Raw genomic sequence first — 24,468 nt, 5'->3', positions numbered from 1 at the left:
CCTTCATAGTGTTCGTTTGAATTCCGTATAGCCGCGAGTATTGAGCTGTGCTTCGGTAGGGGGCGGAATGTTCGCCTTTTTCAATCGCGCATTCGTTTCGTCAATCCGGTCTTGAGGTAACGGATGAGTGCTCAGGAGCCGCTCGATGGACGAACCACCACGCCCCTTGACCTTATCAAAGAAGTACAGGATACCGCCTGGGAACCACTGTGTTGACCGGAGGTAGCGGAATGAATAATCGTCGGCCTCTTCTTCATCAGACCTGCTGTTCTTCAGAAGTCCAAGTCCTGTAAACGCGTTCGCTGCGAGTTCTAGATTCTGATCCTTATTGGTCCCAAGTGCGATATCCATCATTGTCTGCATGCCGAGTTGTGTGGTCATGCGGTCCGTTGAATGGCGTTGTTCGGCATGGGCGATCTCATGGCCAAGTACACCAGCCAAGGTGGCCTCATTGTCGATGGCCTTTAGCAAACCGGTATAGACGTAGATATAACCGCCCGGAGTACAGAACGCGTTGATCATCGCGTCGTCCTTGATCAACTGAACCTTGTAGGAGAACTTCCCGCGATACTTCACTTCGGGGGATTGAATGATCCTATCGATGATCGACTGAACATATTGCTGTGCTTTCGGATTCGAATACGGAGGATACTGCTTGGGATCGGACTTGATCTCTTTGTCGAATTGAGCTCCGAGGCGTTGATCCTCGCTTACAGGAAAGACATTGATGGCACCGCAATAGGTAAGGAGCAATGACGAAGCGATCACTGCGAAAAGGATCGTCGATCGGCGTCGGTTCAGAAACACAGTCATAGATCTCCTCTTAGAAGTAATTCTCGTCATCGAAAATACCATTCCGGTAACGGACATGGTTCAGTACCAACCCTTGCGGGGGAGCTAGTGGAGCCTGACCGGACCGTACACCAGATGCCAACAATGTCTCAGCATCTGAATATTCGATCTTTCCGCGTGCAACGGTCATAGCCGTACCAATGATCGCTCGACACATTCCGTAGACGAATCGATCCGCTCGAATACGAACGAGGAAGCGGTCGGCGTGTTCTTCCACCCTGCATGATTCCACGTTGCACATATACGACCCCGTGGACGGATTATGTTTCGAGATGGCCGTGAAATCATGAAGTCCTTCAAAGGCATGGGTCGCTTCGGCGAATCTTGCAGCGTCGAATGGAAGTTCCGGTGTCCAGGCAAAGGTCCGTGAGAAGACTGATGCCTGCTTTGTGATCACATAGATGTACTCTCGTGACACAGCATCGAATCGAGCATGAAACTCTTCCGTTACTCCGCAGGCCGCACGCACACGAATATCTCGCGGCAGATGGGTGTTGAGAGCAACATGGACCTTGTCCATTGGAATACGATGTGAGCCTTCCGGTAGGTGAACATGAGCTACTTGACCACGTGCATGGACGCCGGAATCGGTGCGTCCTGAACCGACGATCTGCTGATCCACGCCAAATGTATCCACTATCGCATTTTCGATCATTTGTTGAACTGACTGACCGTTCGGCTGGTTTTGCCAACCTACATAGTTAGTACCTTCGTATTCAAGTAAGAGGGCGAGGGAATTCATTTCACAAATGTATGGAGTTGGAAGTATGAAGTTCATGCGAACCATGATCTTGGCGGTAACTGTCCTTGCTGCAATGGCAGTTACACCCCATATGTCAGCTGGCAGTGATGGCGGGACAGCAGCCGGTATTCAATTCGGATATCCTGGCAATGTTGGCTTGTCTCTTCGTTTTGATCGCATTGCTGTAGGCGCTGCATGGAATTTCGGAGATAATGGCTATCTGCACATAACAGCTGATTATTGGTTGCTGAAGAACAAACTTGCAAAGAACCTGGATTGGTATCTGGGACCGGGCGTGAATCTTGGCGTTGGAGATCCGTTCGCATTGGGCGTTCGACTTCCGATCGGCCTTCAGTGGATCCCGGCAGAGCATATTGAGATCTTTGGAGAAGCAGCACCATGCCTTTGGCTGATCAATGCTGTTGACTTTGATTTTAATGGGGCGGTAGGTATTCGCTACATCTTCTGACCTTCAAGCGATTTCGCAATAAGGGGCCAGTGTTCATTGAACATTGGCCCTTTCCTGTTCTTGGAGACCAACTTCCAAGGTATCCGTTCCGCCGGCATAGGAGAGGTGACCGTGATATCCTCCTATCACATTCGTGAGAACGCGCACGTCATCGACCATTACACCGCGCCAATTGGCTGTGCCATGAAGCGTACCTTTTACGACCAACGATGCACTGCGAAGATCCTTCCGGAAGAGATCTCGGATCTCCGGTCGCACAACACATTGAAGAAAGCCGGTCTCGTCTTCGATGGTAACAAAGAGCATACCGTGTGCTGTTGCGGGTGCTTGACGTAGAATGACGATCCCGGCCGTTGTTACACGAAGTCCGGGGGTCACAGCTAGACGCTTGATCATTTCGATAGGGCGTACCTCCATATCGATAAGCCCCCTTCGATACAGCGTCATTGGATGAAGTCGGGCAGCACCATGCGTGATGTAGTCATACGCTAGACGTTCTTGTGCGCGCATCTCCGGTAGTTTTGGAATGTCGTCCTCATGCAGCATGGGAACATGGACAAGCGGAGTTGGTGTACCCGACGCTCTTCGCTTTACAACTCCTACCATCCACATCGCTCTGCGAGCATCCTTCTCCCATGGTTCCATTGCTCCTGATAATGCCAGGGCATCTAGAGCATCACGCGGTACGTCTGGCAGTCGCACAACAATGTCCTCAATGCTCGTGAATGGGGCACGAGAACGTTCCCATACGATCATTCGTGCTACCTCCTCGCTCACATTCGAGACACTTGTAAGGGGCTTGCGGATCGCAGCTGTTCCGTCGGTCTTTGTCTCAAGTGTATAGCGCATACCTGAGATCGCCATGTTCGGCAACAGGATATCTACGCCGAACCTGCGAGATTCTTCTTCAAGCGTCATCAGATTGTACATCCCCGGACGGTGTTGCATGAAAGCAGCCATGTATGCAGCCGGATGATGGGTCTTGAGCCATGCGCTTTGGTAGACGATCTTGGCAAATGCCGCTGCATGCGACCGGCAGAAGCCATACCCAACAAAGTGCGACACCTTCTCATAGACTTGTTCGGCACTCGTCCGGTCTACGCCTCGTACCATCGCTCCTTGAATGAAACGTTCTCGCATTGCCTCCATCAGCACTCTGTCTCGATTCTTCGATACCAGCGCTCGAAAGTCATCAGCTTCATCAAGCGGCATACCTGCGAACTTGTGAGCGATCTCCAGAACCTGTTCTTGGAAGAGTACGATGCCGAGTGTATCACGGAGGATCGGTTCCAGATCAGGATGGAGATAGGTCACAGGCTGAGTGCCTTTCCGCCTTGCGATATATGGGTGAACCATCCCTCCCTGAAGCGGACCCGGACGGAAGAGAGCAACCTCAGTGACTAGATCATCGAACGTCTCCGGCTGGTGCTTGGCAAGCAGGTGCATCTGGCCTTGTGATTCGATCTGAAAGATGCCTAGCGTACGACCGCTGCGAATGAGCACGAACGTAGCAGGATCATCAAGCGGCAATTCATCGATATCCAGGACGGTTCCGGTATGGTGCAATACAAGTTCAACGGCTTCACTCACACATGCAAGCATGCGTAGTCCAAGCACATCGAACTTCACAAGCCCCATAGCTTCAACATCATCTTTGTCGAACTGTACAACAGCAACACCATTGGCAGACCGTTGCACCGGAGTGAGATCCGTGAGCGGCCGGGAGGAGAGGATCATGCCCCCTGAGTGCAATCCGAGGTGACGTGGGTGATCAAGAAGAAGGTGAACTGCTCTCAAGAGAACATCGAGCAGTGGAACATCTCCACAAACCGCAGAGAGATCCTCGCGAAACTCATCAACATCTTTGTTCGTCCACGACGGAACACATTTCGAAAGTTTGTTCACGGTCTCCATCGGCCATCCAAGTGCCTTGGCTGCATCACGTACGGCCATGCGGGCACGATACATGATCAACGTTGCCGTCATAGCCGTTCTATCCGTACCAAAACGTTCTTCCATCCAAGAGATCACCTCATCACGTCTGTCGCTATCGAAATCCACGTCAATATCTGGTGTACCCTTTCGCCCCCTATGAAGGAATCGTTCAAACAGAAGATGGTGCTGGATCGGACATACCCCTGTGATACCGAGTAGGTAGGCAACGATAGAATTCGCTGCTGAGCCTCTGCCTGAGCATCGTATGCCACGCCGCTTGGATTCATCGACAACTTCCTTCACAACAAGGAAGAAGTCCGAGAGTTCAAGATCACCGATCACACGTAATTCATGTTCGAGTAAGATGCGAGCCTCGCATGCCCGTTCAGTGTAGCGTCGTGGAAAGGCTTCTTCACACGCAGCACGTAAAACCTCGGTAGCATTCTCACCAGGTTGTAACTGAGCAGAAGGTGGTGTGATATGTTCTGGTATGATATTGAACGCACATTGTCGGACGATCTCGTCCACAGCATCGAATGCCTCAGGCCATGGAAGCAGTGATCGCAGCTCAGCTTCACTGCGAAGGCCTTGTTTATCATTCACAGGACGTTTGGGATGGGGCTCATAGATCGTGATGCCTTCTCGTATACAGGTCATGAGATCATGGGCAGCATACCGATCACATGTAGCATACCGTACATCTTGGGCGATGACAACGGGAAGAGAATGTGAACGGGCCATCTCTACGATCTGTCCGGCCCTGCGTCTGGCCCATGGCCTGCCATCATGACCGATCCCCATAAACGCCCTTTGTCTAGGGAGCTTATCAAGAACCATTTCGATCGTCTCCCGCTCAGCAGAGAGTCCGTGGAGAATGAGAATACACCGTTCAAGTTTCGACAGTCCATCATAGATCTCATAGTCTGGATCTGTGCGAATCTTCGAGATGAGTGAGCATATCTCAGCGTAGCCTACATGATCCATTGCAAGAAGTGATACGACCGAACCGCTGCATACAAGGTCTGTGCCCATGATCGGTGTGATACTATGTTCGATACAAGCTCGCTGGAGTCTCACAGCAGCAAAGACACCTAGCATGTCTGTTATGGCAATTGCCGCATGACCTAGACGTGATGCTTCAGCTGCATGCTCTTCTGGGGATGAGGCACCATCCAAGAACGAAAAGTGCGAGCGGGTATGCAGCGAAGCGAACATGGAAATAGCGAATTCAGAATAGCGAATAGCGAATAGCGAATAGCGAATAGTGCTAAACGTAGGAACAATATACAAAACGTATAATATCGATAACAGATCTCTTCCTTTTCAGACTATTCTGTGCCTGTGAGTGCGGGAGGTTTGATCCATGATCTCTCTAAAACAGAGGTAGCGATATAGTCTATTTTCAATCCTTTACTTGTGATGAAGTTGTTCCAGGTCTGGAAGGTCTTCATATATCCGCGATTTACATATCGTTCCATTGTTGCTGTTGCTAACGAGCCTGTGCCATAAGCAGGATAGCGCATCATTGACACAGACATATGAGCTATCTGATCCTGCCCATGTCCAGAAAGTGAGTCCACTCTGACTGATCGAATCACGGTATCAAGTTTCTCATCAGCTTTGACAGTTTTTTCCGGGCCATAGGTCTGCCCGATGTTTTGAATAACGGAACGCAGCAATAATGTATCGATATACTGTTGCCCGATAACAGTCATAGATGCACCATGAGTGTAAGGGGCTAGCAGGGCATATTCAGTTGGAAATGTCATAACAAGTGATGACAGGGCCTCAAAGTCAGTTGTCCGAGATTGTAAAGCCCCCATAGTAATAGGCTCTGTGTTCTCAAAGTGAAGTGCCTCTCCAGCCTTCATCACGCGGCCGTATTGGTCAAGTGTGGCTTCATACTTCGGAGTAGCCCATGCTAATCGAACACCAACGATCTTCATCTCTCCCTTATTTGTAATGAAGAGAGTGTCTGAGGTCAGCAATTCTAGCATGGTTCTAACTTGCACTGCAATACGAATGTTACCTGACGCATCCCGATCAAGAACCTCAAGTTGGTACACTGCCGGAACACATACACCTCTGTTATTAACAACACTCTGATCGATTCGCAAGTGGTATGACAACATCCTGCCTGGCAAGAGCTCGGTTTCACCACTATCGATGATGATATCAGGACCGATCTGTTCGGTTTGCCCGCTGGTCTCTATGTTCATGAACAATGAAACACAAAGCAGTAGAATTACGTAGATCATTGGAACACCTATTCGGATGTTTAATAACAAAATACAAATAAACACGTATTCATCTACGGTATTTATCATTCATTTTAGTCGAACATTCTCGATAGAACCCAACCTTGTTGGTCACTTCGGTAGACCTCCATTACGCCCGATGTAGTCTCCAATAGGATGTAATCTCGCAGCTCATCCTTACCCCACCACGGGCCTCTGCTCGACCATGTATCAAGCACCCGTTCTACGTCATATGCGCCTCCACGCCAGCATACCACGTAGGGCGTCTTGTTCCGGCACCCGACATCGATAGGTTCGAGAAGCAGCTTCATACATTCCCTGCTCGATCCGGCATATAGCCTATGATCCGTGCGTAGGACTCCGGTACGATAGACCATGGATCCAAGATCTCTACACGTTTCATCACTGCTGAGAACCGTGGCATCATCGCCAAGGAGACATCCGCTGTGGTCTTGCGCTCAACGAATAACTGCGTCTGGATAGCTGTTGGAAGAGTCAATGAAGCCAAGCGCAATCGGAGCCCCCACCACAAACGCGTGGGGCCTTGAAGCTCTCTCAGCATAGATCGTGCGTGAACCATGATAGTATCGAGTGTCGTTGCCCCCTCACGCAGGACACGGCTGCGCTGCGCACACGTCTCATCTGCCTTATCAAGTACTGCCAGTTCTACGCGCCAGCAGAGTCTCGGTATTAGTTCAGCCAAGGCACGTACACAACATTCGAGCAAGGCTGACTCAAGGACACCCGGTTCACATTGCACGTCCTCGAATCGTTCCCGAGAGATGATGTCAGGGGGCGGAACATAGAGTGGCAGGGGAGGGAATTCTTGTCCTAAGAAGGCGTGGAGTTTGCTGCCGGAAGTGCCAAACTGTACTCGAAGATGGCGTTCTTCCAGTATCTGCAGATCGCCTATGGTGCGGATCCCAAAGAGTCGCAAACGTTCAGCGTCGCGTTCATCCATCACGAGTTCAGGAAGCCGCATGAGAACGCCGATCGGTACGTGCTTCGCATCAGCGTGCGCATCCAATCGTCCGGCCGTTCCATTGAGTGCACAAAGGAGGGCACTTGTTCTGTCCGGGGCCAAAGCCGCCAGTGCCTTGGTTCTGCGCACAAGAGAACGCAGTCCATCAAGATCATCTATCCCGGCAAAGAGTCTGCCGTGCCGAGCCACAACGATCAGGGGAGTGCAGTTGTGAACTCGTTCAACAACAGCATCCCACCGGGCGGATGAGAGAGCCCCTTCTATAACAACGCAGAGAATCATCTGCGATTCTACGAAATGTCAAAGGAATTGACAATGCAGATAAGGGGCGGGGGATAAGTTTTAGAGTTTCTTGATACAGCTGCGGACCACGCCAACGATCGTGAAGTCCATATCGGCAGTGATAGCGATGTCCTTATAGCGACGGTTTTCAGCGCGCAGTACAGGCCGTCCCTCAGCCTTGATGTAGCGCTTGACGGTGAGTTCTCCGTAGACCTTGGCGATCACGATCTGGCCGGAGCGCGGCTGTATAGCACAATCCACGATCAACGTGTCTCCGTCGCTGATCCCGGCATCGGTCATGGAATCACCTACGACTCGTATGAAATACGTGCTTTCCGGATGTTCCAAGAGCATTTCTGCAAGGTCGATCTCACGTTCGATGGTATCATCGGAGGCCGTTGGAGATCCGGCACTCACTCCGAGAGACAGCATTGGAATACGTGGTCCGCGAGCCCCCTTTGCAGATCTGGCAGGTGCTACTACTAGGGGGGATTGAGACTTGAGTTCGGCGATAACGGAGCGAATGGCCTGTACCTGATCTTCAAGACGGTCAAGAGCAGTCTTTGCAACGTTCGGTTCTGAATGGTGATCCGGACCGGACGTGCCGAGTGTTGGGGAGCCGGTACCGGTAAGAAGCCATCCTGATGAGATACCATAACGCTTTTCGAGGATCGCTAGGACGTCCTGCGGCACGGAGGTACGACCAGATTCCCAGGAATAGACCGTAGGAACCTTTACCTGCATATGCTTCGCATAATCAGCAACGGACATCTGAAGGACTGATTCACGGATCTGGCGGTGGCGCGTGCCGAGTTGGATCTTGGTTTGCATGGTGCTGCCGTATTCATATGTGGAAACGTGTGGACAATATACAAAATGTAGAGTCTTTTCGCTAGAGAGTTACAGAGTTACAAGGTTACAGGGTTACGGGGTTACAAGGTTACGGGGTTACGATTCTGATCTTTCTACAGTTTTTAGAAGAGATTCGAACATCACCTCAAATGGAATGAGTTCGTTCGTTTCGGATGGCATAGGATCATGCGAGGAGGCAATAAGTTCATCATAGATATCCTTTGTGTGTTTGCGGATCTCTGATGGAATGAACGAATGTTTAGGGAAACTTTGGATCAGGCGCAGGAAGATCCGCACGCGATTGAAGTGTTTTTCCTTCAGATAGCGTGAGGAGTATACCCGGAGATAGTCGATACGTTTTTCCGCAGTGTCATAGTCACCATTGATCATGAGATAGAATACATGGGAGACAATAATGAGTACGTTATAGACCTTCTTAGACTTCGATTCCTCAGGAAGCGAATTCAAGTATGTGGAGAGACGGAAGGTTTTGGCTCGACTTTGTTGTGGAGAATACAACCCGAGTTGTTCTGCTAAGAGGAGATATGCACCGTAGATGATCCAGCGTTCGCGAGTATTCTCGGACAGCATGTTGTACTTACGGTGGGTTGTTGCTCTGGTATAGAGGAGCTCTGCTTTGTCATAATCCTGAATATTGATCGCTGCCACAAATGCAAGGTCAGAAGCGAAATACCAGTTGTTTCCGGCAACAGTGAACGAATCGATACACTTGTCTGCAAGGGTAAATGCTTCGTCATATCGGCGCAGGTAAAGGGCAGCAGACATCTTCTGAAGCATGAACTCGCCGTGGCGTGCCCTCTGTGAAAGGTGGGGAACGGAGTTCAGATACTCGATGGCACGGTCGCATTCCTTGATCACCCCGGCAAAGTCCTCAACGAAGTCATAGTAGTTCACTGCTGCGCGGATACTACTGAGTCGAAGACCATGGGTGTTGTGTTCCTTTCGCATCGACTCAACCTTGATCATCGCGTCCTTGTGGAGATCGATCAAGTATGAGCGCTTGCGGCTTGTTACCGTCATTTCCATCTTGATATGGTCGAGCAGGAAGTCGGCATCATATTCACATTTCAGCGCACCCAGATGCTTCACCACCTCCCGATGGTGATGAAGGAATGTTGTCCGCTTGTTCCAAACAGCGGCAGATTCGCGCAACAGCACCGCAAGGGAGACGCAGATATCTGTGAACTCATACTTCTGGGCTATTGTAAGGGTCTTGAGGGCAATGGCATAGCCGGCACGACGTGAGGCAAAACGCATCAGCGTTTGGGCACCGATCTGATTGCGCATGCATTTGTAGTAGTAGCTGAGATATTCCGAATGTTCGGGCTGTTTCACCTGGAGGAAGAGCACTGAGTGCATGAGGCGCTCATACGTGCGCGATTTCAGCGTTCGATAGCGTTGGTCACTGGCCCCGGTTCCGTAAAGGTCCCGTGCAGCTTCTTCGTCCGTGGTGTACGAGTCATTGGCCATTCCATTGAGGAACCGCCCGGCAAGAGAGGTTGATGCCTCATCATCCTCGATCAGTTCGGGAAAGACCTTGGCCTTATCGGACTTCGTTGTAACAATTCGCAGGATTTCTTTAAGAATTTCCATGGCGAAAACACGTAAAGTGCTGTAGTGATAGGACTTGTTCCTCAGGACGAATATACAGTATTGCCAATAATAACCTGTAACAATTCCCTTTTATTTGTAACAGAGAAGAGGGGACGCCTGTACCATCTTCGCATCACAGACAACGGATCGGCTAAAACCGGTTCCGCGTTCTCTGTTGCGGCGCCCATGTTCTATGGGTGTCGTAATGGAACATACGTAGCGCTCTGACCATAAGATTGGTCGGGTCGTCTATATCTGACCGAGCATGGTTTGATCATTCGTGATCGGACTTTGACTGACTTGGCCGAGCATGGTCCAACCTCACATGGTTGGTGGTGTTCTGCTTGGTTGGGCTGGATCGTCAGACATGTACTTCACAGGAGAATTCAATGACACGCAACTACAAACATCATCTGTTCAAATCAACACAAGGGTCACCCCCATGGAACTACTCATTGCCATCATGTGCTTCTTCGGCCTCGTTAGCTACGAAGATGCCGGTATCTCGTCAGCCGATGCCAATCTGCTCTTGCAGGACAATCAGTCGACGGTAAGGTACTACTACGACAATCCTGATTCGCTCTATGCTCTGCCGCAACGTGTCAACATTGACCGCGCCGAAGACTAAAGATCTACAACCACTTTGAACACAAAACCAAGCGAGAACATCATGCGTACAACACGTCAACACCCATACTCGATCGACCGCGGCGAAGAGAACTAAAACCCAAATTTCAAACACAAAACCAAGCGAGAATACCATGCGTACAACACGTCAACACCCATACTCGATCGACCGCGGCGAAGAGAACTAAGCAGCCGGTCCAACTCAACCCAAACCAATTACAACAACACAAACGAAAGTCAACCCCATGGAACTCCTCATCGCCATCATGTGCTTCTTCGGTCTCGTCAGCTATGAAGATGCTGGTATCAATCAAGCAGACGCCCAATTCCTTCTCCAGAACAACCAAACGACTGTCAAGTATTACTACGACAATCAAGATGAACTCAACGCCCTTGCTCCACAGCGTGCGCAGATCGACCGTGCTGAAGACTGAGTGCTAACTCGAACACAAACACGAACCCAAACACGAAAACAAAAGGATATATCATGAAAACGAACCGTCAACACCCGTACTCGATCGATCGCGGCGAAGAGAACTAAGCTTCTCGGTAGCTACCTGAATTCGACCAATGAAATTCTGAACTCAAGGAAGAACACCATGTTACACGCAATGCCTGTCCAAAATTGCATGCATTTCCTGATGCCAGTTGGTCTCGACGATTGGAGATCATATGATGTACCCGGAGTGGTAGGGATCCTCCGTAAGGGCGAGTCCGGCCAATATGAACTGGTCGATGCATTCGACTGCGATACGATCCCGGGTGCACGCGATCTGGCACTTCACGAGAAGTTCTCGCAATGGGCCGATGCTGCCGGTAGCTATGATCAAATGCGTTTCGACGTATTCCTGATGCCACAAGCGGATAAGACGAGACGTGTGGATGTGATCACACTCCTCGAACGTAGCTGTGGGTTCAGCCTTACACCGAAAACAGCCTATGGTAAGGCAGCGTAAATTGCTGCACTGATATCGTTCTACTTACGAATGATGTTTACAAGTTTGGATGTGCTCGAACCAAATGGCGGGCCATCGGTAGAAGTTCCGGCCCACTGATGTGACTCATTGGTGATGATACCAAGGGTCGGACTGACATACGATAGAGTCTGAGTTACTACGATCCCAACGCCGTCAGTTAATGTTGGCATAGACAGAGAACGAAATGCGGCACAGCGGAAAGTTCCGACTGGAGTCGAGATCGTCGTGTCGGCGTTCATAGCGATAACAACTTCGTCATAGATCTGCAGGACCTTTCCCGCAGGATCCATCAGCGTATCCAGTGAATGGATGACCGTGTCTCCCGCCTTTGTTGGGAACTTGGCAATGACCTGAGCAGCCTCCGTTCCGTGATATGTTTCCAGGAAACCACTTCGCATTCGATACGAAATGTCCTCACGCAAGAGTACCTGCGCACCGGATGCCCCAGTCACACCGATGACCGTCACACTTGATAGTGTTGCACTATCCGGGAGTACGGATGACGTGGACTCAAACTCTAGCTTGTCACCGGCCTTCAGATCGAACGTCGTAAGAGAAAACGTTGGTTCGGGTGCTACCGGATCGGTCGTTGACGCACATGCCGTCACTACAACAGCAAATAGTGCAAGCCCAACAAGTGGTTTGATCATGGGATCACCAAGGTTACTCGTGAAACGATCGTTCCGTTTGAACTGATCGTCAATAGATACATTCCGCTGGCATACTGACTACGCACGTCAACCGGTAGAGTCGTCTGACCGGATTCAACGTTATAACTCCCCAGAACATGCGATGACCCACTTAGATCGGATAGGGTCAAGGTTACGACGCTTGGGATCGGCGCTGTCATGACCACGGTACTTGAGCTCGTAACGGGATGAGGTGTGATCTTCACTCCCCAGCCATTCTCCATGGACTCTGCCACACTCGTAACGGTCAATGAGAAGCCGGCAGGCGTGGACCAGCCACCATTGCCACAAGAATTCTTCGCGCGAACTTCCCATGTGAAGCTTCCGGCTCCGATGGAGGCAACGGGAATGTTCTTCGTTGTTCCAACGATGGACGTGTCTTCATAGATCACTGCGAAAGGCGACGTTGAATTCTTGATCCGGAGGTGGTACGTGGTTGCATCTGCGGCACTCGTCCATGCAAACGCGATCGTTCCGGTGTTGTCGCCTGACTGAGCACCCTTTGGTGAGGACGCTGTTGTGGAGGTAGGGAGCTTGCCACCGGTTGTGAAGCTATAGGGGGCTGACCATTGACCGTTACCAACGCTATTCACACCACGCACACGCCAATAGTACTTTGTGTTGCACTGTGGGACTGTCACGAGGGCAGAGGTCGTACTTGGTTTGCCTTTGGCTACGATGGTATTCGCCGAGAAGTTCTGTGTGGTTGCAACCTGGTACTCATATGAATCAGCCATTGGTGCAGTATTCCATTCGAGCGTCACTTCAAGCGGTCTGCCTGTTGCATTATTGGCGGGCAGACGCAGCGTCACATTGCCGGGACCCTGGGATGCAGGAATGAAGTCGACCTTGATGTTCTCTCCAGAGAAATCGACTGTCTTTACGACAGGTGCTGCCAAGCCCCCTTCAGATGCCGTAACAACAACGGAACCACTTCCGGTGAACGGTATGGCATAACCGCCCGAGGTGCTTGTAACGGCATAATACGTTCCGCGATTGGGCTTCACTGAGACGCCGCTGAGACCTTCACCGATGTCGTAAAACCCATTGGCGTTCTTGTCATTGTAGACCACGCCGGTGATGTACCGCACGCTGCGGAGTCCAAAATCTTGGGTGATCACATAAGGACCAACATGATTGGTCTGCAGTCCTTGGTTGTTGATGATGATCCCGATACCGATCTCCGTAAAGAGATAGTTCGAGATGTTCATGATGTTCGTTCGGTGTCCGAGATCGATCTGATTTTGCGTTCCCCAGTCCACATTCAATCCGCAGTGACCATGCCAGACGGATTCGCTGTATGCGGCAACGTTTTCTCCGTACGTACCCATTGAGGCATAGCCCACCTTGGCATAGCGGTCACCAAGGTCATCACCGTTACTACTGTTGTGTCCTTGGAAGTTGTGATCGTCCATGTCCTTGGAATGATCGGCCGCAGCTGTCATAAGGCTCGGATGAAACGCAAGAGGCGGACGTTGTGCGTACCCGGCGAATGCTTGTTTGGTTGCACTCTTGTTGATGTTGAAGAAGGAATAGGACTGCTGTACTCGAGCATCGTCCGTATCCATCAACCGCACACCTTCTTCTGTTGGGTTCGCCCGTGCCCGATTGATCATCTCGAGCATCAATTGTTCTTCCGGCGTTGGGTCGCCATGACTATAGACCTGATTCGGCTGCGCTGTTGCAGTGAATGAAAGAAGCGCTAGGCACAGCACTATGAACTCCTTGGTCATCACAGATCTCCGCGTTGAGGTCGAATGAGAATTTCTTCGAATTGTACTCTAGGATTATTGAACGATCCTATGATCATCTGAACGGCATCGGCAATATCATCGGCCTGCATCATTCGCTCACCGAGTGAGGCACGCTCTTCTTCACCCCAAATGTCCGTATCAGTAGCTCCAACAAGGACATCTGAGACCTTGATGTTCTTGCCCCGCACTTCATTACGAAGAGATCGGGTGAGTGCGAGTGCTCCGGCCTTGGAAGCGCCATAGCCCGTACATCCGGAGAACGCACTTACGGCCGCAACGGAATTGATGGTGATGATCATGCCCTTGTGGCGTTCGATCATCGAAGGGAGAACGGACTTAATGCCAAGGAAGACACCGCGCAGATTCACGGCGATCTGATCGTCAAAGGCGTCCACCGTCATATCGACAAGGTCGGTGAAAACAGCTACGCCGGCGTTATTGATCAAAACATCGACAGGCCCGAACAACTGCGTCGCCGCGGCATGGGCAATGGCAACGCTGTGTTCATCTGCCACATCGCATGGAACAACAGCAGAGTGTCCGCCGGGCAGCATGTTCTCGATCTGACGTAGCGATGCTTCATTCCGGCCACTCAGCGTGATGCGATGTTTTGCACCAAGATGCTGAGCGATCGCGGCGCCGATACCACGGCCTGCGCCAGTGATCCAGATGTGTAAAGATGCGGACATATCAGCCCGCAAGATAGCGCAAAAGGGCTTCTGTTTCTGGTCCGAGAGACGTGTTCCGACGTGCCATTACGGTTCGTGCTACATCGATCGCCCTGTCGGTCTCGTACTGTTTATCAAGCCATCGGAAGGAGCTAATTGATCTCTCAGGGAGAACGGAAGCGACAATATTGCTGCTTACACCACAGACCGTGCCGGTTGTGAACATGGTACCAATGGCGGACTTACTGTGATCACCCATCAAGATGCCGAGGAACTTCCGCTGGGTGTCTTCCTGACCCCACGGCAGGTCCACGCGGATGTGACCGTAGTTGTTCTTCAGATCGGAGGTAGTTGTTCCCGCACCGAGATTGACCCACTCACCGAGGTATGAATGCCCGAGAAATCCGTGATGTTGCTTATTGCTGTATCCATGGATCACGGAATCTTCGATCTCTCCTGCAACCTTACACATTGGCCCGATGACAGACGTATGGATGGTTGTGTGAGGTTTCACCTTCGTACCACTTCCGATCGCCACAGGCCCTGTGATCACGCAGAAGGGGCCGATCTCAACATCTTCTCCGATCACAACCGAGCCGTTAGAATCATCGATCACGGATGATGGATGGATCGATGCAGAGGAAGCGATCGATTGATCGAGTAGAGATGCATCCCACTCGATCGAGTCTGCGATATGATCCAACGCTTGCCATTGACGATGAAGGACGTTCCCGATGCAGTCAACAGAACCCAATTTGTCTGGATCGATGGACTCAAGATGATGTACTGCCTCATCGGGTGTGACCAGATCTGTAGGAACGTATGCCCCCACAACATGACCACTGCAGGTAACCAAAAATGCCTCGGTACGCTGTTCGCACGTCTCCACAAGCTTTCGCATCACGGAAGGAGACAGTAGAACATGACCCGCGATCAACAAGGAGGGGGCTGATACAAACGCGGTGGTATGTGGGTTGCGTTCAACAAAGGAACGTACATGCAAATCGCGATGAGACACAACGCTCACAGAGTTGTTCGGGAGGGCATGCTGCCACCGTTCAAGAATCGTGAACAGTCCGGTGCGGATCTCCCAAGAACAATGTGTTGCCGTGAAAGGATAGAGTCCTTCTACGTCATCTTGCTCAAGGAGGAGGATCTGCACTCGACCCATTTACAGCTTCTCCAGGGCGTGTGCTACCGCTGCCTTGATGAACGAGACAAAGAGGGGATGACCTGTAACCGCCCGAGACTTGAGTTCAGGATGGAATTGTACACCAACAAACCACGGGTGATTCGGTAGCTCAACCACTTCAACAAGTCTTCCGTCCGGTGATGTGCCGCTGATACGGAGCCCCTTACTTTCTAGAAGTTCACGGAATTCATTGTTGAACTCGTAGCGGTGGCGGTGGCGTTCACTGATGTGTTCGCTCTTGTAGGCTGCGAATGCCTTTGTTTTCTTCTCTAGGTGGCACGGATAGGCACCGAGACGCATCGTTCCGCCCTTTTCTGTCACCTTCCGTTGTTCCGGAAGAAGGTCGATCACGTTGAACTTGTTTCTCTTGAACTCCGACGAATTCGCAAGAGGAAGTCCGGCAACGTTACGAGCGAACTCGATCACGGAACACTGCATGCCAAGGCAGATCCCAAAGAACGGGATGTCGTGGGTTCGCACATATTCGATCGCATTGATCTTTCCTTCGATCCCGCGCGATCCAAAACCAGGGGCCACGAGGATGCCGTCCACATCTGCAAGGAGTTCCTTTACGTTGTCCTTGGTGATCCCTTCTGAATCCAACCAGCGGAGATTGACCCTTGTGTTGTTGATCGCTCCGGCATGGATGAAGGCTTCTGTGATGCTTTTATAACTGTCCGGATACTTGTTGTACTTCCCAACGAGACCGATCGTGATGTTATGCTTCGGGGCCTTGATCCGATGGACAAATCGCGACCAGGTGTCGAGATTGAGCTTCGACTTCTTGAGATTGAGTTTCTCACACACGATCTCGTCAAGCTTATGCTTGGCGAACATCATTGGAACTTCATAGATCGTTTCAGCATCAAGAGCTTCGATCACACTCCGCTCTTCTACGTTGCAGAAGAGGGCGATCTTGGCACGAATGTCCTTATCCAAGCTCATCTCTGCACGGCAAAGAAGAAGGTCGGGCGTGATGCCGAACTCCATCAGCGTCTTTACAGAGTGTTGCGTGGGTTTTGTTTTCAGCTCACCGGCACTCTTGATGTAGGGGACGTAGGTCAGATGGATGTCGAGCACGTTGCCGCGACCAACCTCATGACGTAACTGACGACATGCTTCGAGGAAAGGAAGCGACTCAATGTCACCAACTGTTCCGCCGATCTCAATGATGATCACGTCGAACTTGCCTTCAAAGGCTCTCATACGACGTTTGATCTCGTCGGTGATATGCGGAACCACCTGAACCGTCTTGCCGAGATAGGCACCTTGGCGCTCGCGGGTGATCACGTCGAAGTAGACTTGGCCTGCCGTAGCGGTGTTCGACCGCGACATACTCACGTCGAGATAACGCTCGTAGTGGCCTAGGTCAAGATCCGTCTCTGCACCGTCATCGGTCACGAAGACCTCGCCGTGCTGATACGGATTCATCGTTCCCGGGTCGACGTTGATGTAGGGGTCAAGCTTCTGCACCGTCACAGTAAAACCGCGCTGACGGAGGAGGAGACCGATGGAAGAAGAAGCAATGCCCTTCCCTAAAGAGGAAAGAACCCCGCCCGTAATGAAGATGTACTTTGACGTCTTCGGCACTGGACACCCGGAAGATGAAGTAATGGACGGGCTCAAAACTACGGATGTTCGTGCGATTGGACAACGCGTTTGCGTAGCTTCGCCGCATGAATACTCGTTATCGCCTGCTGATGGTCGTTTTTCTTTCTGTCAGCACACTCTTGTTTCTTCCTGGATGTGGTGGTGGAGACACTCCGGCCAATGCACCCCGCACCATCAGATTTTGGCACTTCTGGAGTGAACCAGGTCAAAAGGCCGTTCTTCAAGAGCTCGTTTCAGAGTTTGAGAAGGCCCATAACGCCAAGGTTGAACTCACAGAACTCTCGTGGAACGACGGCAAGGTGAAGCTCCAGGCAGCCTTCAATTCAGGAGCTCCTCCGGATGTGATCGAATTGGGCTCGGACTGGGTTGCCCAATTCTCAAGCTCGGGCGTATTGCTTGCATTGCCAGGAGACGCCAACGCTCTAGGCAGGTTCGTCCCATACTCTGTAGCTCCGGCTATGTGGCAGGGCAGAACATTTGCCTATCCGTGGACGCTGGATACACGCGTGATCTATGTGAACACGAAGTTGGCGCAAAGCAGTGGCTGGAATGCACCGATCTCTACCATGGATGATCTGATCGCAGCCGCGGAGAAAGTCAATGAATCCGGATCCAACGGATGGGGCGCAAACGGAGCAGATGCACACCGGCTGTATAAGAAGATCCTTCCCTTCATGTGGACCTACGGTGGCGATGTCCTCAACACGAATGGACGTCCTGTCCTCAACAGTCCTGAAAACGTCAAGGCGCTTACAACGTATGCCCAACTGGCTCGTGCCGGATTTGTTGAGACACAAAGACAACTCGATGCCGCATTCCTTCAGGGGAAGATCGCGATGTGGAATTCAGGTTCTTGGCTCTCGAACAAGATCCGCTCAAATTCCGCGCTCAAGGTCACGCCCATCCTCATGCCCGGACTCACCGGGGAGCCGGGGACGTCGTTTGCGGGTGGAGAGTATCTGGCCGTAAGTGCGTCTACGAAGAACACGCAGATCTCTCGTGATCTGGTCTTATTCCTCACAAAGGGAATGAATGCCGTACGTTTCTGCGCCAAGATCCCAGAAGCCGGATTCCCGGCTGAGAAGGGGTACTATGCAGACTCTACGCTCACCGCAGATCCGATCAAGGCAGTCTTTGCTCAACAACTCGAGCATGCTCGAATGACACCTGTCCATCCTCGCTGGCTTGATCTTGAGGCGGTACTCGAAGACGCAGTCGTTCGCGTCCTGCTCGGTGAATCCACACCGGAAGAGGCCCTGAACATGGCTCAACAAGAAGCACTTCAGATAGTAGGGGGCTGATCGATGCGCCCCCTGTGGTGCCTTGTGGTTCTTATCGCGGCACTGAACATGTCTCGTGCTCAAGGCGATGTGACCTTGCGCGGCTCGGTGTTCGATACTGATTCCGTTGGTCCTTTGCGGTTCGTGAGCGTACGTGTTCTCGAAACACGTTCTGCGACGATGACTGATAAACGAGGAGCATTTCTGTTGCGGATACCTCGGGCTCAGCTACGCGGAATTGACACCTTATCGATCGTCTTTTCACTCGTTGGGTACGCACCCGACACCGTCCGCCGACCTGCCGGAGATGCGGTCCTGGAAGTTGGTTTAGAAGAGCGCGCATTCACAGGAGCTGAGGTCGTAGTGTCGGCAGAGGATCCTGCCGTAGCGATCATGCGTCGCGTGCTCGCAAGAAAGGCACAACAACGTGATTCGCTTGAACGCTACACCTACATGCTGTACACAAAGTTTGTGGTGAACACAGACACGGCCACGGCATCACGGAGCTCCGGACGGGGAGACACTACAGTCTTCAGCATCCTCGAGTCGTATTCTCGTGGATATTATGCGAAGCCCGGTCGATACTTCAATGAGATCGTTCAACGCAGACAGACAGCCAACATACCGCCGCAGGCGAACTTCGTTTCGTTTGGAACAAACCTCAATGCCTACGATGATGTGATCTCCTTGTTGAACGAGGAGATCGAGTCGCCCCTTCATCCGAATGCCATCGACGATTATGACTTCATCCTCAAGAGCAGCGTTGAGGACGATACGGTTTTGATCGATGTTGCGCCGTACAGCAATGGACGAAAGGCCTTTACAGGCACGATCTTCATCGATCAACGCAAGAACATTCCGCTCGAAGTGCGCCTTACACCAAACCGAGCAGTCAATCTGCCCTTCGATGCGAAGCTCTCGTACCGCCAAAGCTTTGTAGAGGTAGAAGGGGCTGTTGTCCCCGAAGCCCTCTCTATTCAATCGTCACTCGTAGCAGAGATCCTGTTCCTCTTCGCTCCACGGCTCGACATAGAGATCGAGACCTTCTGCTATGAATACGACATCAATGCAAGTATCGACAACGATCTCTTTGAACAACGTCGCGTAGAAGTATCCGATCAAGCCAACACCTTCGATTCAACCTACTGGCGTCTGAACCAAAAGCTGCCACTGCGGAAAGAAGAGGCTAACGCCTACGCTGAGATCCAGAATCTCATCGACAATCCGGATAGTCTTCAAACAACGTTCCTTGACAGATACATCGGTCCGGTGACTCGGACTCTGGCGAGGTTAGGCAGGCGCCCCTTCTCTGGCTTTGAGGACATCTTTCGGTACAACAGGATCCATGGGCCGTACCTCGGGCTTGGATTACGGTTTCGTCCAGATACAGTTATCGAAGTAGAGGCTCTTGCAGGATATGGATTCGAGGACAAACAGGGCTATGGATCTGCAAAGACCACGTGGTTCATTGGAGAACGTCAGAAGTGGACCCTTGATGCTGCGTTATACAAGGTCCTGCAGAGACGCGACGATCCAAATGTTGTGAGAACGGGGCTCATCACTTTTACGAGCCTCCTGTTCGGCAACGACTACGGCGACTACTACTATCGAACAGGCGGAGAGGTTGGGATAGGATATACGTGGGGACAACTTCGGTTCATCCGTAATGATCTATGGTCACGTCCGAGCGGCATTCGATTCTTCGTGCGATCCGATGACCATCGATCGGCCACATCCATTCCTGCGTGGTCGTTGTTCAAACCCAGTGCCGGACTGCGCGAGAATCCTTCGATCTTCGACGGAACGATGAGAACAATGGGACTTACCCTTACGTTGGACTATTCACCGATCAGACTGATCTCGAGGACCGGAACGTGGTTGAACGTGGAAACATCACGCCCTGGGATCCTTGCTTCGAACTACGATTTCACAAAGGCATCATGGATCGGTGTGTTGCGCTTGAAGACATTGCCGTTGTGGACGCTCGACGTTGTGGCCACGGCAGGTTGGTCTTGGGGTGCTGTACCGCCACAGAAGTTCTCGAGCTTGGAATCGAGCGTAAGCGGACTCGTGGTTGGCAGTGTGTTCCGCGGTATGAGCGTGAAGGAGTTCTATGGAGATCGGTATGCTACCATCTCGCTCAGTCACAACTTCGGTGAAGTGATCCCTGGACTTCTCCGCATCCCGGACATCGCTTCTTTCGGCATTGAGTTTATTGCGTTCGGCGGCATCGGCTGGACAACATTCTCGCCGCAAACGCTGGAGTATACCAAAACGACATTGCCAACGACCGACCTCACCTCCGACAAAGCGTATTATGAGGTCGGCCTCGGCATCAATCGCATTCTGTTGTTCTTCCGTCTCGATGTGAACGCTCGTCTATCTCAGACATCCACTCCTGCATTTCGAGTTACGTTATCCGGTGCTACGTTCTAATGTAAGCCCCTTACTGAACGATAAGTCGTTGAACTGCTCGTTCACCCTTGTCCGTGGTCATCGTAACAAGGTACATTCCCGGCATCACACCCTCAAGCGCGAATGGGATATGTCCGGTCCCTGCTTGTCGGCGTACACCTGAGGCAAGTGTGGAAACCTTGTTTCCTGCAAGATCATGAAGGTCGATCGTTATCAGTCGATCTCCGCTCAGAGAGTATGAGACCGTAGCGCTACCATCCATGGTTGGGTTAGGATAGATATTCTCCAATCGCAGAGCACCGGATTCAACTCGATTCTCCTGCAGTTGCGACCCATCGACGTTTGGTATGATCGCCTTGGATGATCCGCCCTTACGAAGGATGATCACCCGAGTCTTGGTCGACATCCGAGCGCAAGAAGGCATCGTTGTGTCAAGATCCTTGAGAACGTTCACATCTGCTGTGGTCATTGTTCCCATGCGTTTGATTTCAATACGACGCTGAATGATCTTGCGTTGTCCGTTCGCTGTATCTGCATCTCCATCAACAACGATCGTCTTGATACTGGCCAACATTTGCTTACTGTGAGCATTCGTGGTATCAAGCATCGGTATCGAGCGCACTAACGAATCAATATTCAATGTTTGAATATCTGCGAGATCATCCTCATTGATGACCTGTACGTCAATGTCGAGATCCTGCGTACCTCGCTCCCGGCAGAGTTGTTTTTCTACACGCTCGGGAAGCATCTGCATCACTTCCTGGGTTGGGGAGAACCACATCAGCATCGTGCCGTCAGGAGAAGGGGCTTCTACCGGGATAAGGGCATTTGGATCGAAGGTCTGAGACATCTCGATCCGAACCATCTTGCCCCTTCCATCTGCAGACGTAAACATCACCGGCATTGGTCCCGGACCGTTACGAAGGGCTATTTCCTGTCGTTCACCATTCTGCCAGACACAGAGGGTTCCGTTCGTAGTTCTCGGCCGTGGCAAACACTGTGCGATGCTGTCAGCATTCGGTACCATCGAACGAAGGATGCCTAGCGATGCCAGATCGATGTTGAGTTGCTGAAGATCATCGGACTCAAGGGACAACACGGCAATGGACATCGAACCATCCGATCCTGAAGGTGGTGTGCTCGGGGTATGCGGATCCGTAGGTAACACGGACGAGGGTTTCGAAACGTGGATCTCACGAGTTGACGGTTGTGGTTCTGCCACTGCGCCAAGGGTTGATCGTTGTTGTGACGGTTCCGGAGAAAGAAGGTAGGCCGTAAGTCCGGCCACCATGGCCAAGGAGGCCGCTGTTGCTGTGATGATCGCTGGCATAGGAGATCTCGATAAAGGGGCTGACCCTGCATTCTCAACGAGGGAACGCACATCGTCGGCGGTGACCGGCGATGTTTCCTGACGAGCGCGAGTGAACAGTGTCTGGAGATTGCGTTTCGGTGACATTAGAGGATCGGCTGATTGTGAACACGTGGAATTGTAGAGAGTGCGGGCTCTTCTTGGTGTTGATCCACACCCAGCATCGTAGCCAACGAACGTCGGCCACGAACCAGGCGCGATTTCACGCCAGAAAGGGTTCCGCCTTGGATGACCTTGATCTCCTCAAGGGAGAGGCCGAGAATGTCGAAGAGGACCACAGCTTCTCGTGTTCGTTCCGGAAGGCGCTGCAGCGCCTGGCGAAGGAGCACGATGTCCATCTGCACATCTGGTTGCGCGTCCGTATGTGGTATCTCATGTGCAGCCTGTTCATCGTATTGACCGAAGAACGTCCTGCGCCACCGATGCCGCTTTACGAGCCGATGTGCGATGGTAAAGAGGAACGAGACAAATGCTTGTTCGTCTCGAAGCTTGTGGATCGATTGGTATGCCTGAAGGACCGTCTCGGACATCATGTCCTCGGCTTCGTGATCAGTCCGCACCATTGAGCGCACGAACCTCCACAACGCACTGCGTTGTGGTTCAAATAGCCGAAGGAACGTATCCTGTAAGTCGCGATGTTCCTGTATGCCCATGTGGTCGTTGTTTGCGCGCAACAAGGGGTAGGTGACGCAATGGCCTTAAAAGTTTCATCGGCACACCGATCATGATCGAGCCGTGATCACCGAAATGCAATCGGCTGCTGTTTTTGCATGTGCACGGAGTGCATCTACGTCAGAATCCGGTGCGCCGTTGGCAAGTGCAACGGCCATGCGACGATATGGTCTGGTACTTGGCTTGCCAAAGACTCGGATCTCGATCTCCGGCATTGACAATGCTGTTTCGATCCCGGAATAGGTAGGGGGCAGGGCAGATGCCTCTGTTGCAAGGATCACCGCGGATGCTCCGGCATGTTCAAGGACAATCCCTGGGATAGGATAACCAAGGACGGCGCGGGCATGGAGTTCGAATTCATTGAGGTTGGTGGTGGGAGCAAGCGTGACCATGCCTGTATCATGCGGTCGAGGCGATAGCTCTGAGAAGTACACATCGTCTGCAGTGAGGAAGAACTCCACGCCCCAGATACCAGAGCCCGTGAGCGACGCTGTGACCTTTGCTGCCATGTCTTGTGCTTTTTCGAGGAGCTCTGGCCTCATAGCATGTGGCATCCACGATTCCATGTAATCACCCCGCTCCTGGCGGTGTCCAATAGGCGGACAGAAGAGGGTGTGCCCATTTCGTTGAGTTACGGTCAAGAGCGTGATCTCGCTGTCAAATGGAATGAACTCTTCCACGATTACCTCTTTCAGGTCACCGCGACTGCCCTCCATGGCATAGGTCCATGAGCGTTGCACGTCTACTGCCGTCCGAACAATGCTCTGCCCCTTACCGCTTGAAGACATCAGTGGCTTGACCACACACGGTATTCCGATCTCCTGTACGGCCGCAACAAACTGCTCTTCGGTGCTGGCATACATGTACCGAGCCGTTTTCAGACCAAGTTCTTGTGATGCCAGATCCCGGATCGCCTTACGATTCATGGTCATGTTCGCAGCACGTGCGCTTGGGACAACGTGAATGCCTCTGGCCTCGTAGTCAAAGAGACGTTCTGTGCGAATAGCCTCGATCTCAGGAACAATGATGTCTGGCTTTACCTCTGCAACAACGGCATCAAGGGCTTCGCCGTCGAGCATGTTCACTACCCGACGTTCATCAGCAACCTGCATGGCTGGCGCATTGTCGTATGAATCTGCAGCCACCACACGGTGGCCATATCGTTTGACGGCGATGACGAATTCCTTGCCGAGTTCACCGGATCCGAGAAGTAGGATGGTCTTCATAG

General features: G+C 51.8%; 22 protein-coding genes. 6 read left to right on the top strand and 16 right to left on the bottom strand.

Features of this window, described 5'->3' with window-relative positions; translation table 11 throughout:
• Window positions 1–3: 3 nt before the first annotated feature.
• Together IPI29_07765 and truA are read right to left on the bottom strand one after the other, a co-directional pair.
• Entirely contained in the window at window positions 4–813 is an 810-nt protein-coding gene (locus tag IPI29_07765; GenBank protein ID MBK7412434.1) for a M48 family metalloprotease, read from the bottom strand.
• Between the two features lie 10 nt (window positions 814–823).
• On the bottom strand, window positions 824–1,630 hold the full coding sequence (gene truA, locus IPI29_07760; GenBank protein MBK7412433.1) for a tRNA pseudouridine(38-40) synthase TruA: 807 nt from the start codon (window positions 1,628–1,630) through the stop codon (window positions 824–826).
• Here truA and IPI29_07755 point away from each other — a divergent pair.
• Entirely contained in the window at window positions 1,629–2,063 is a 435-nt protein-coding gene (locus tag IPI29_07755) for a hypothetical protein (GenBank protein ID MBK7412432.1), read from the top strand. The genes truA and IPI29_07755 overlap by 2 nt on opposite strands.
• A gap of 33 nt (window positions 2,064–2,096) precedes the next feature.
• Here IPI29_07755 and IPI29_07750 read toward each other — a convergent pair whose 3' ends face one another.
• The 6 genes from IPI29_07750 to IPI29_07725 all read right to left on the bottom strand — a co-directional run bounded on the left by IPI29_07750 (window position 2,097) and on the right by IPI29_07725 (window position 9,986).
• Window positions 2,097–5,213 carry a DNA polymerase III subunit alpha gene (locus tag IPI29_07750; protein ID MBK7412431.1) on the bottom strand — a complete coding sequence of 1,039 codons (3,117 nt, stop codon included), beginning with the start codon at window positions 5,211–5,213 and terminating at the stop codon, window positions 2,097–2,099.
• Between the two features lie 113 nt (window positions 5,214–5,326).
• The gene (locus IPI29_07745; protein MBK7412430.1) at window positions 5,327–6,217 is read right to left on the bottom strand and encodes a hypothetical protein; all 891 of its coding nucleotides are present in this window, start codon (window positions 6,215–6,217) and stop codon (window positions 5,327–5,329) included.
• Between the two features lie 113 nt (window positions 6,218–6,330).
• Window positions 6,331–6,567 carry a hypothetical protein gene (locus IPI29_07740; GenBank protein ID MBK7412429.1) on the bottom strand — a complete coding sequence of 79 codons (237 nt, stop codon included), beginning with the start codon at window positions 6,565–6,567 and terminating at the stop codon, window positions 6,331–6,333.
• On the bottom strand, window positions 6,564–7,520 hold the full coding sequence (locus tag IPI29_07735) for a hypothetical protein (GenBank protein MBK7412428.1): 957 nt from the start codon (window positions 7,518–7,520) through the stop codon (window positions 6,564–6,566). The genes IPI29_07740 and IPI29_07735 overlap by 4 nt, the downstream gene beginning before the upstream one ends.
• A gap of 60 nt (window positions 7,521–7,580) precedes the next feature.
• Complete coding sequence (gene umuD, locus IPI29_07730) at window positions 7,581–8,351, bottom strand: translesion error-prone DNA polymerase V autoproteolytic subunit (GenBank protein MBK7412427.1); 771 nt, start codon at window positions 8,349–8,351, stop codon at window positions 7,581–7,583.
• A 117-nt stretch (window positions 8,352–8,468) separates the two neighbouring features.
• On the bottom strand, window positions 8,469–9,986 hold the full coding sequence (locus tag IPI29_07725) for a hypothetical protein (protein MBK7412426.1): 1,518 nt from the start codon (window positions 9,984–9,986) through the stop codon (window positions 8,469–8,471).
• Window positions 9,987–10,428: 442 nt separating this feature from the next.
• Here IPI29_07725 and IPI29_07720 point away from each other — a divergent pair, with 442 nt between their 5' ends.
• The 3 genes from IPI29_07720 (at window position 10,429) to IPI29_07710 (ending at window position 11,569) form a co-directional block, all read left to right on the top strand.
• Window positions 10,429–10,614, top strand: coding sequence for a hypothetical protein (locus IPI29_07720; protein MBK7412425.1), 186 nt, complete (start codon window positions 10,429–10,431; stop codon window positions 10,612–10,614).
• A gap of 244 nt (window positions 10,615–10,858) precedes the next feature.
• Window positions 10,859–11,047 carry a hypothetical protein gene (locus IPI29_07715; GenBank protein ID MBK7412424.1) on the top strand — a complete coding sequence of 63 codons (189 nt, stop codon included), beginning with the start codon at window positions 10,859–10,861 and terminating at the stop codon, window positions 11,045–11,047.
• Window positions 11,048–11,254: 207 nt separating this feature from the next.
• Window positions 11,255–11,569, top strand: a complete 315-nt coding sequence (locus IPI29_07710) for a hypothetical protein (protein MBK7412423.1) — start codon at window positions 11,255–11,257, stop codon at window positions 11,567–11,569.
• 20 nt (window positions 11,570–11,589) lie between these two features.
• On the opposite strand, the gene IPI29_07705 is transcribed toward IPI29_07710, so the two are convergent.
• The 5 genes from IPI29_07705 to IPI29_07685 are packed head-to-tail and all read right to left on the bottom strand — an operon-like array spanning window position 11,590 to window position 17,483.
• Window positions 11,590–12,240: a hypothetical protein gene (locus tag IPI29_07705; protein MBK7412422.1), complete on the bottom strand. Its 651-nt coding sequence runs from the start codon at window positions 12,238–12,240 to the stop codon at window positions 11,590–11,592.
• Window positions 12,237–14,012 (bottom strand): T9SS type A sorting domain-containing protein, encoded by a 1,776-nt coding sequence (locus IPI29_07700; GenBank protein MBK7412421.1) that lies wholly within the window; start codon window positions 14,010–14,012, stop codon window positions 12,237–12,239. The genes IPI29_07705 and IPI29_07700 overlap by 4 nt, the downstream gene beginning before the upstream one ends.
• Window positions 14,012–14,722 carry an SDR family oxidoreductase gene (locus tag IPI29_07695; GenBank protein MBK7412420.1) on the bottom strand — a complete coding sequence of 237 codons (711 nt, stop codon included), beginning with the start codon at window positions 14,720–14,722 and terminating at the stop codon, window positions 14,012–14,014. The genes IPI29_07700 and IPI29_07695 overlap by 1 nt, the downstream gene beginning before the upstream one ends.
• A 1-nt stretch (window position 14,723) precedes the next feature.
• Window positions 14,724–15,863, bottom strand: a complete 1,140-nt coding sequence (locus IPI29_07690; GenBank protein MBK7412419.1) for a hypothetical protein — start codon at window positions 15,861–15,863, stop codon at window positions 14,724–14,726.
• A gap of 9 nt (window positions 15,864–15,872) precedes the next feature.
• Entirely contained in the window at window positions 15,873–17,483 is a 1,611-nt protein-coding gene (locus IPI29_07685) for a CTP synthase (GenBank protein ID MBK7412418.1), read from the bottom strand.
• 86 nt (window positions 17,484–17,569) lie between these two features.
• On the opposite strand from IPI29_07685, the gene IPI29_07680 reads away from it, so the two are divergent.
• Both IPI29_07680 and IPI29_07675 read left to right on the top strand, forming a co-directional pair.
• Window positions 17,570–18,805, top strand: a complete 1,236-nt coding sequence (locus tag IPI29_07680; GenBank protein MBK7412417.1) for an extracellular solute-binding protein — start codon at window positions 17,570–17,572, stop codon at window positions 18,803–18,805.
• Between the two features lie 3 nt (window positions 18,806–18,808).
• Window positions 18,809–21,220 (top strand): hypothetical protein, encoded by a 2,412-nt coding sequence (locus tag IPI29_07675; protein ID MBK7412416.1) that lies wholly within the window; start codon window positions 18,809–18,811, stop codon window positions 21,218–21,220.
• A gap of 10 nt (window positions 21,221–21,230) precedes the next feature.
• Here the strand turns inward: IPI29_07675 and IPI29_07670 are convergent, their stop codons facing one another.
• The 3 genes from IPI29_07670 to purT all read right to left on the bottom strand — a co-directional run bounded on the left by IPI29_07670 (window position 21,231) and on the right by purT (window position 24,466).
• Entirely contained in the window at window positions 21,231–22,529 is a 1,299-nt protein-coding gene (locus IPI29_07670) for a T9SS type A sorting domain-containing protein (protein ID MBK7412415.1), read from the bottom strand.
• 125 nt (window positions 22,530–22,654) lie between these two features.
• Window positions 22,655–23,221: an RNA polymerase sigma factor gene (locus IPI29_07665; GenBank protein MBK7412414.1), complete on the bottom strand. Its 567-nt coding sequence runs from the start codon at window positions 23,219–23,221 to the stop codon at window positions 22,655–22,657.
• Window positions 23,222–23,290: 69 nt separating this feature from the next.
• Window positions 23,291–24,466 (bottom strand): formate-dependent phosphoribosylglycinamide formyltransferase, encoded by a 1,176-nt coding sequence (gene purT / locus IPI29_07660; protein MBK7412413.1) that lies wholly within the window; start codon window positions 24,464–24,466, stop codon window positions 23,291–23,293.
• Window positions 24,467–24,468: the final 2 nt, after the last annotated feature.

It is taken from the genome of Ignavibacteria bacterium, from assembly GCA_016707005.1.
Classification (GTDB): domain Bacteria; phylum Bacteroidota; class Ignavibacteria; order Kapaibacteriales; family Kapaibacteriaceae; genus UBA10438.
This window is presented reverse-complemented; position numbering and strand designations above follow the sequence as displayed.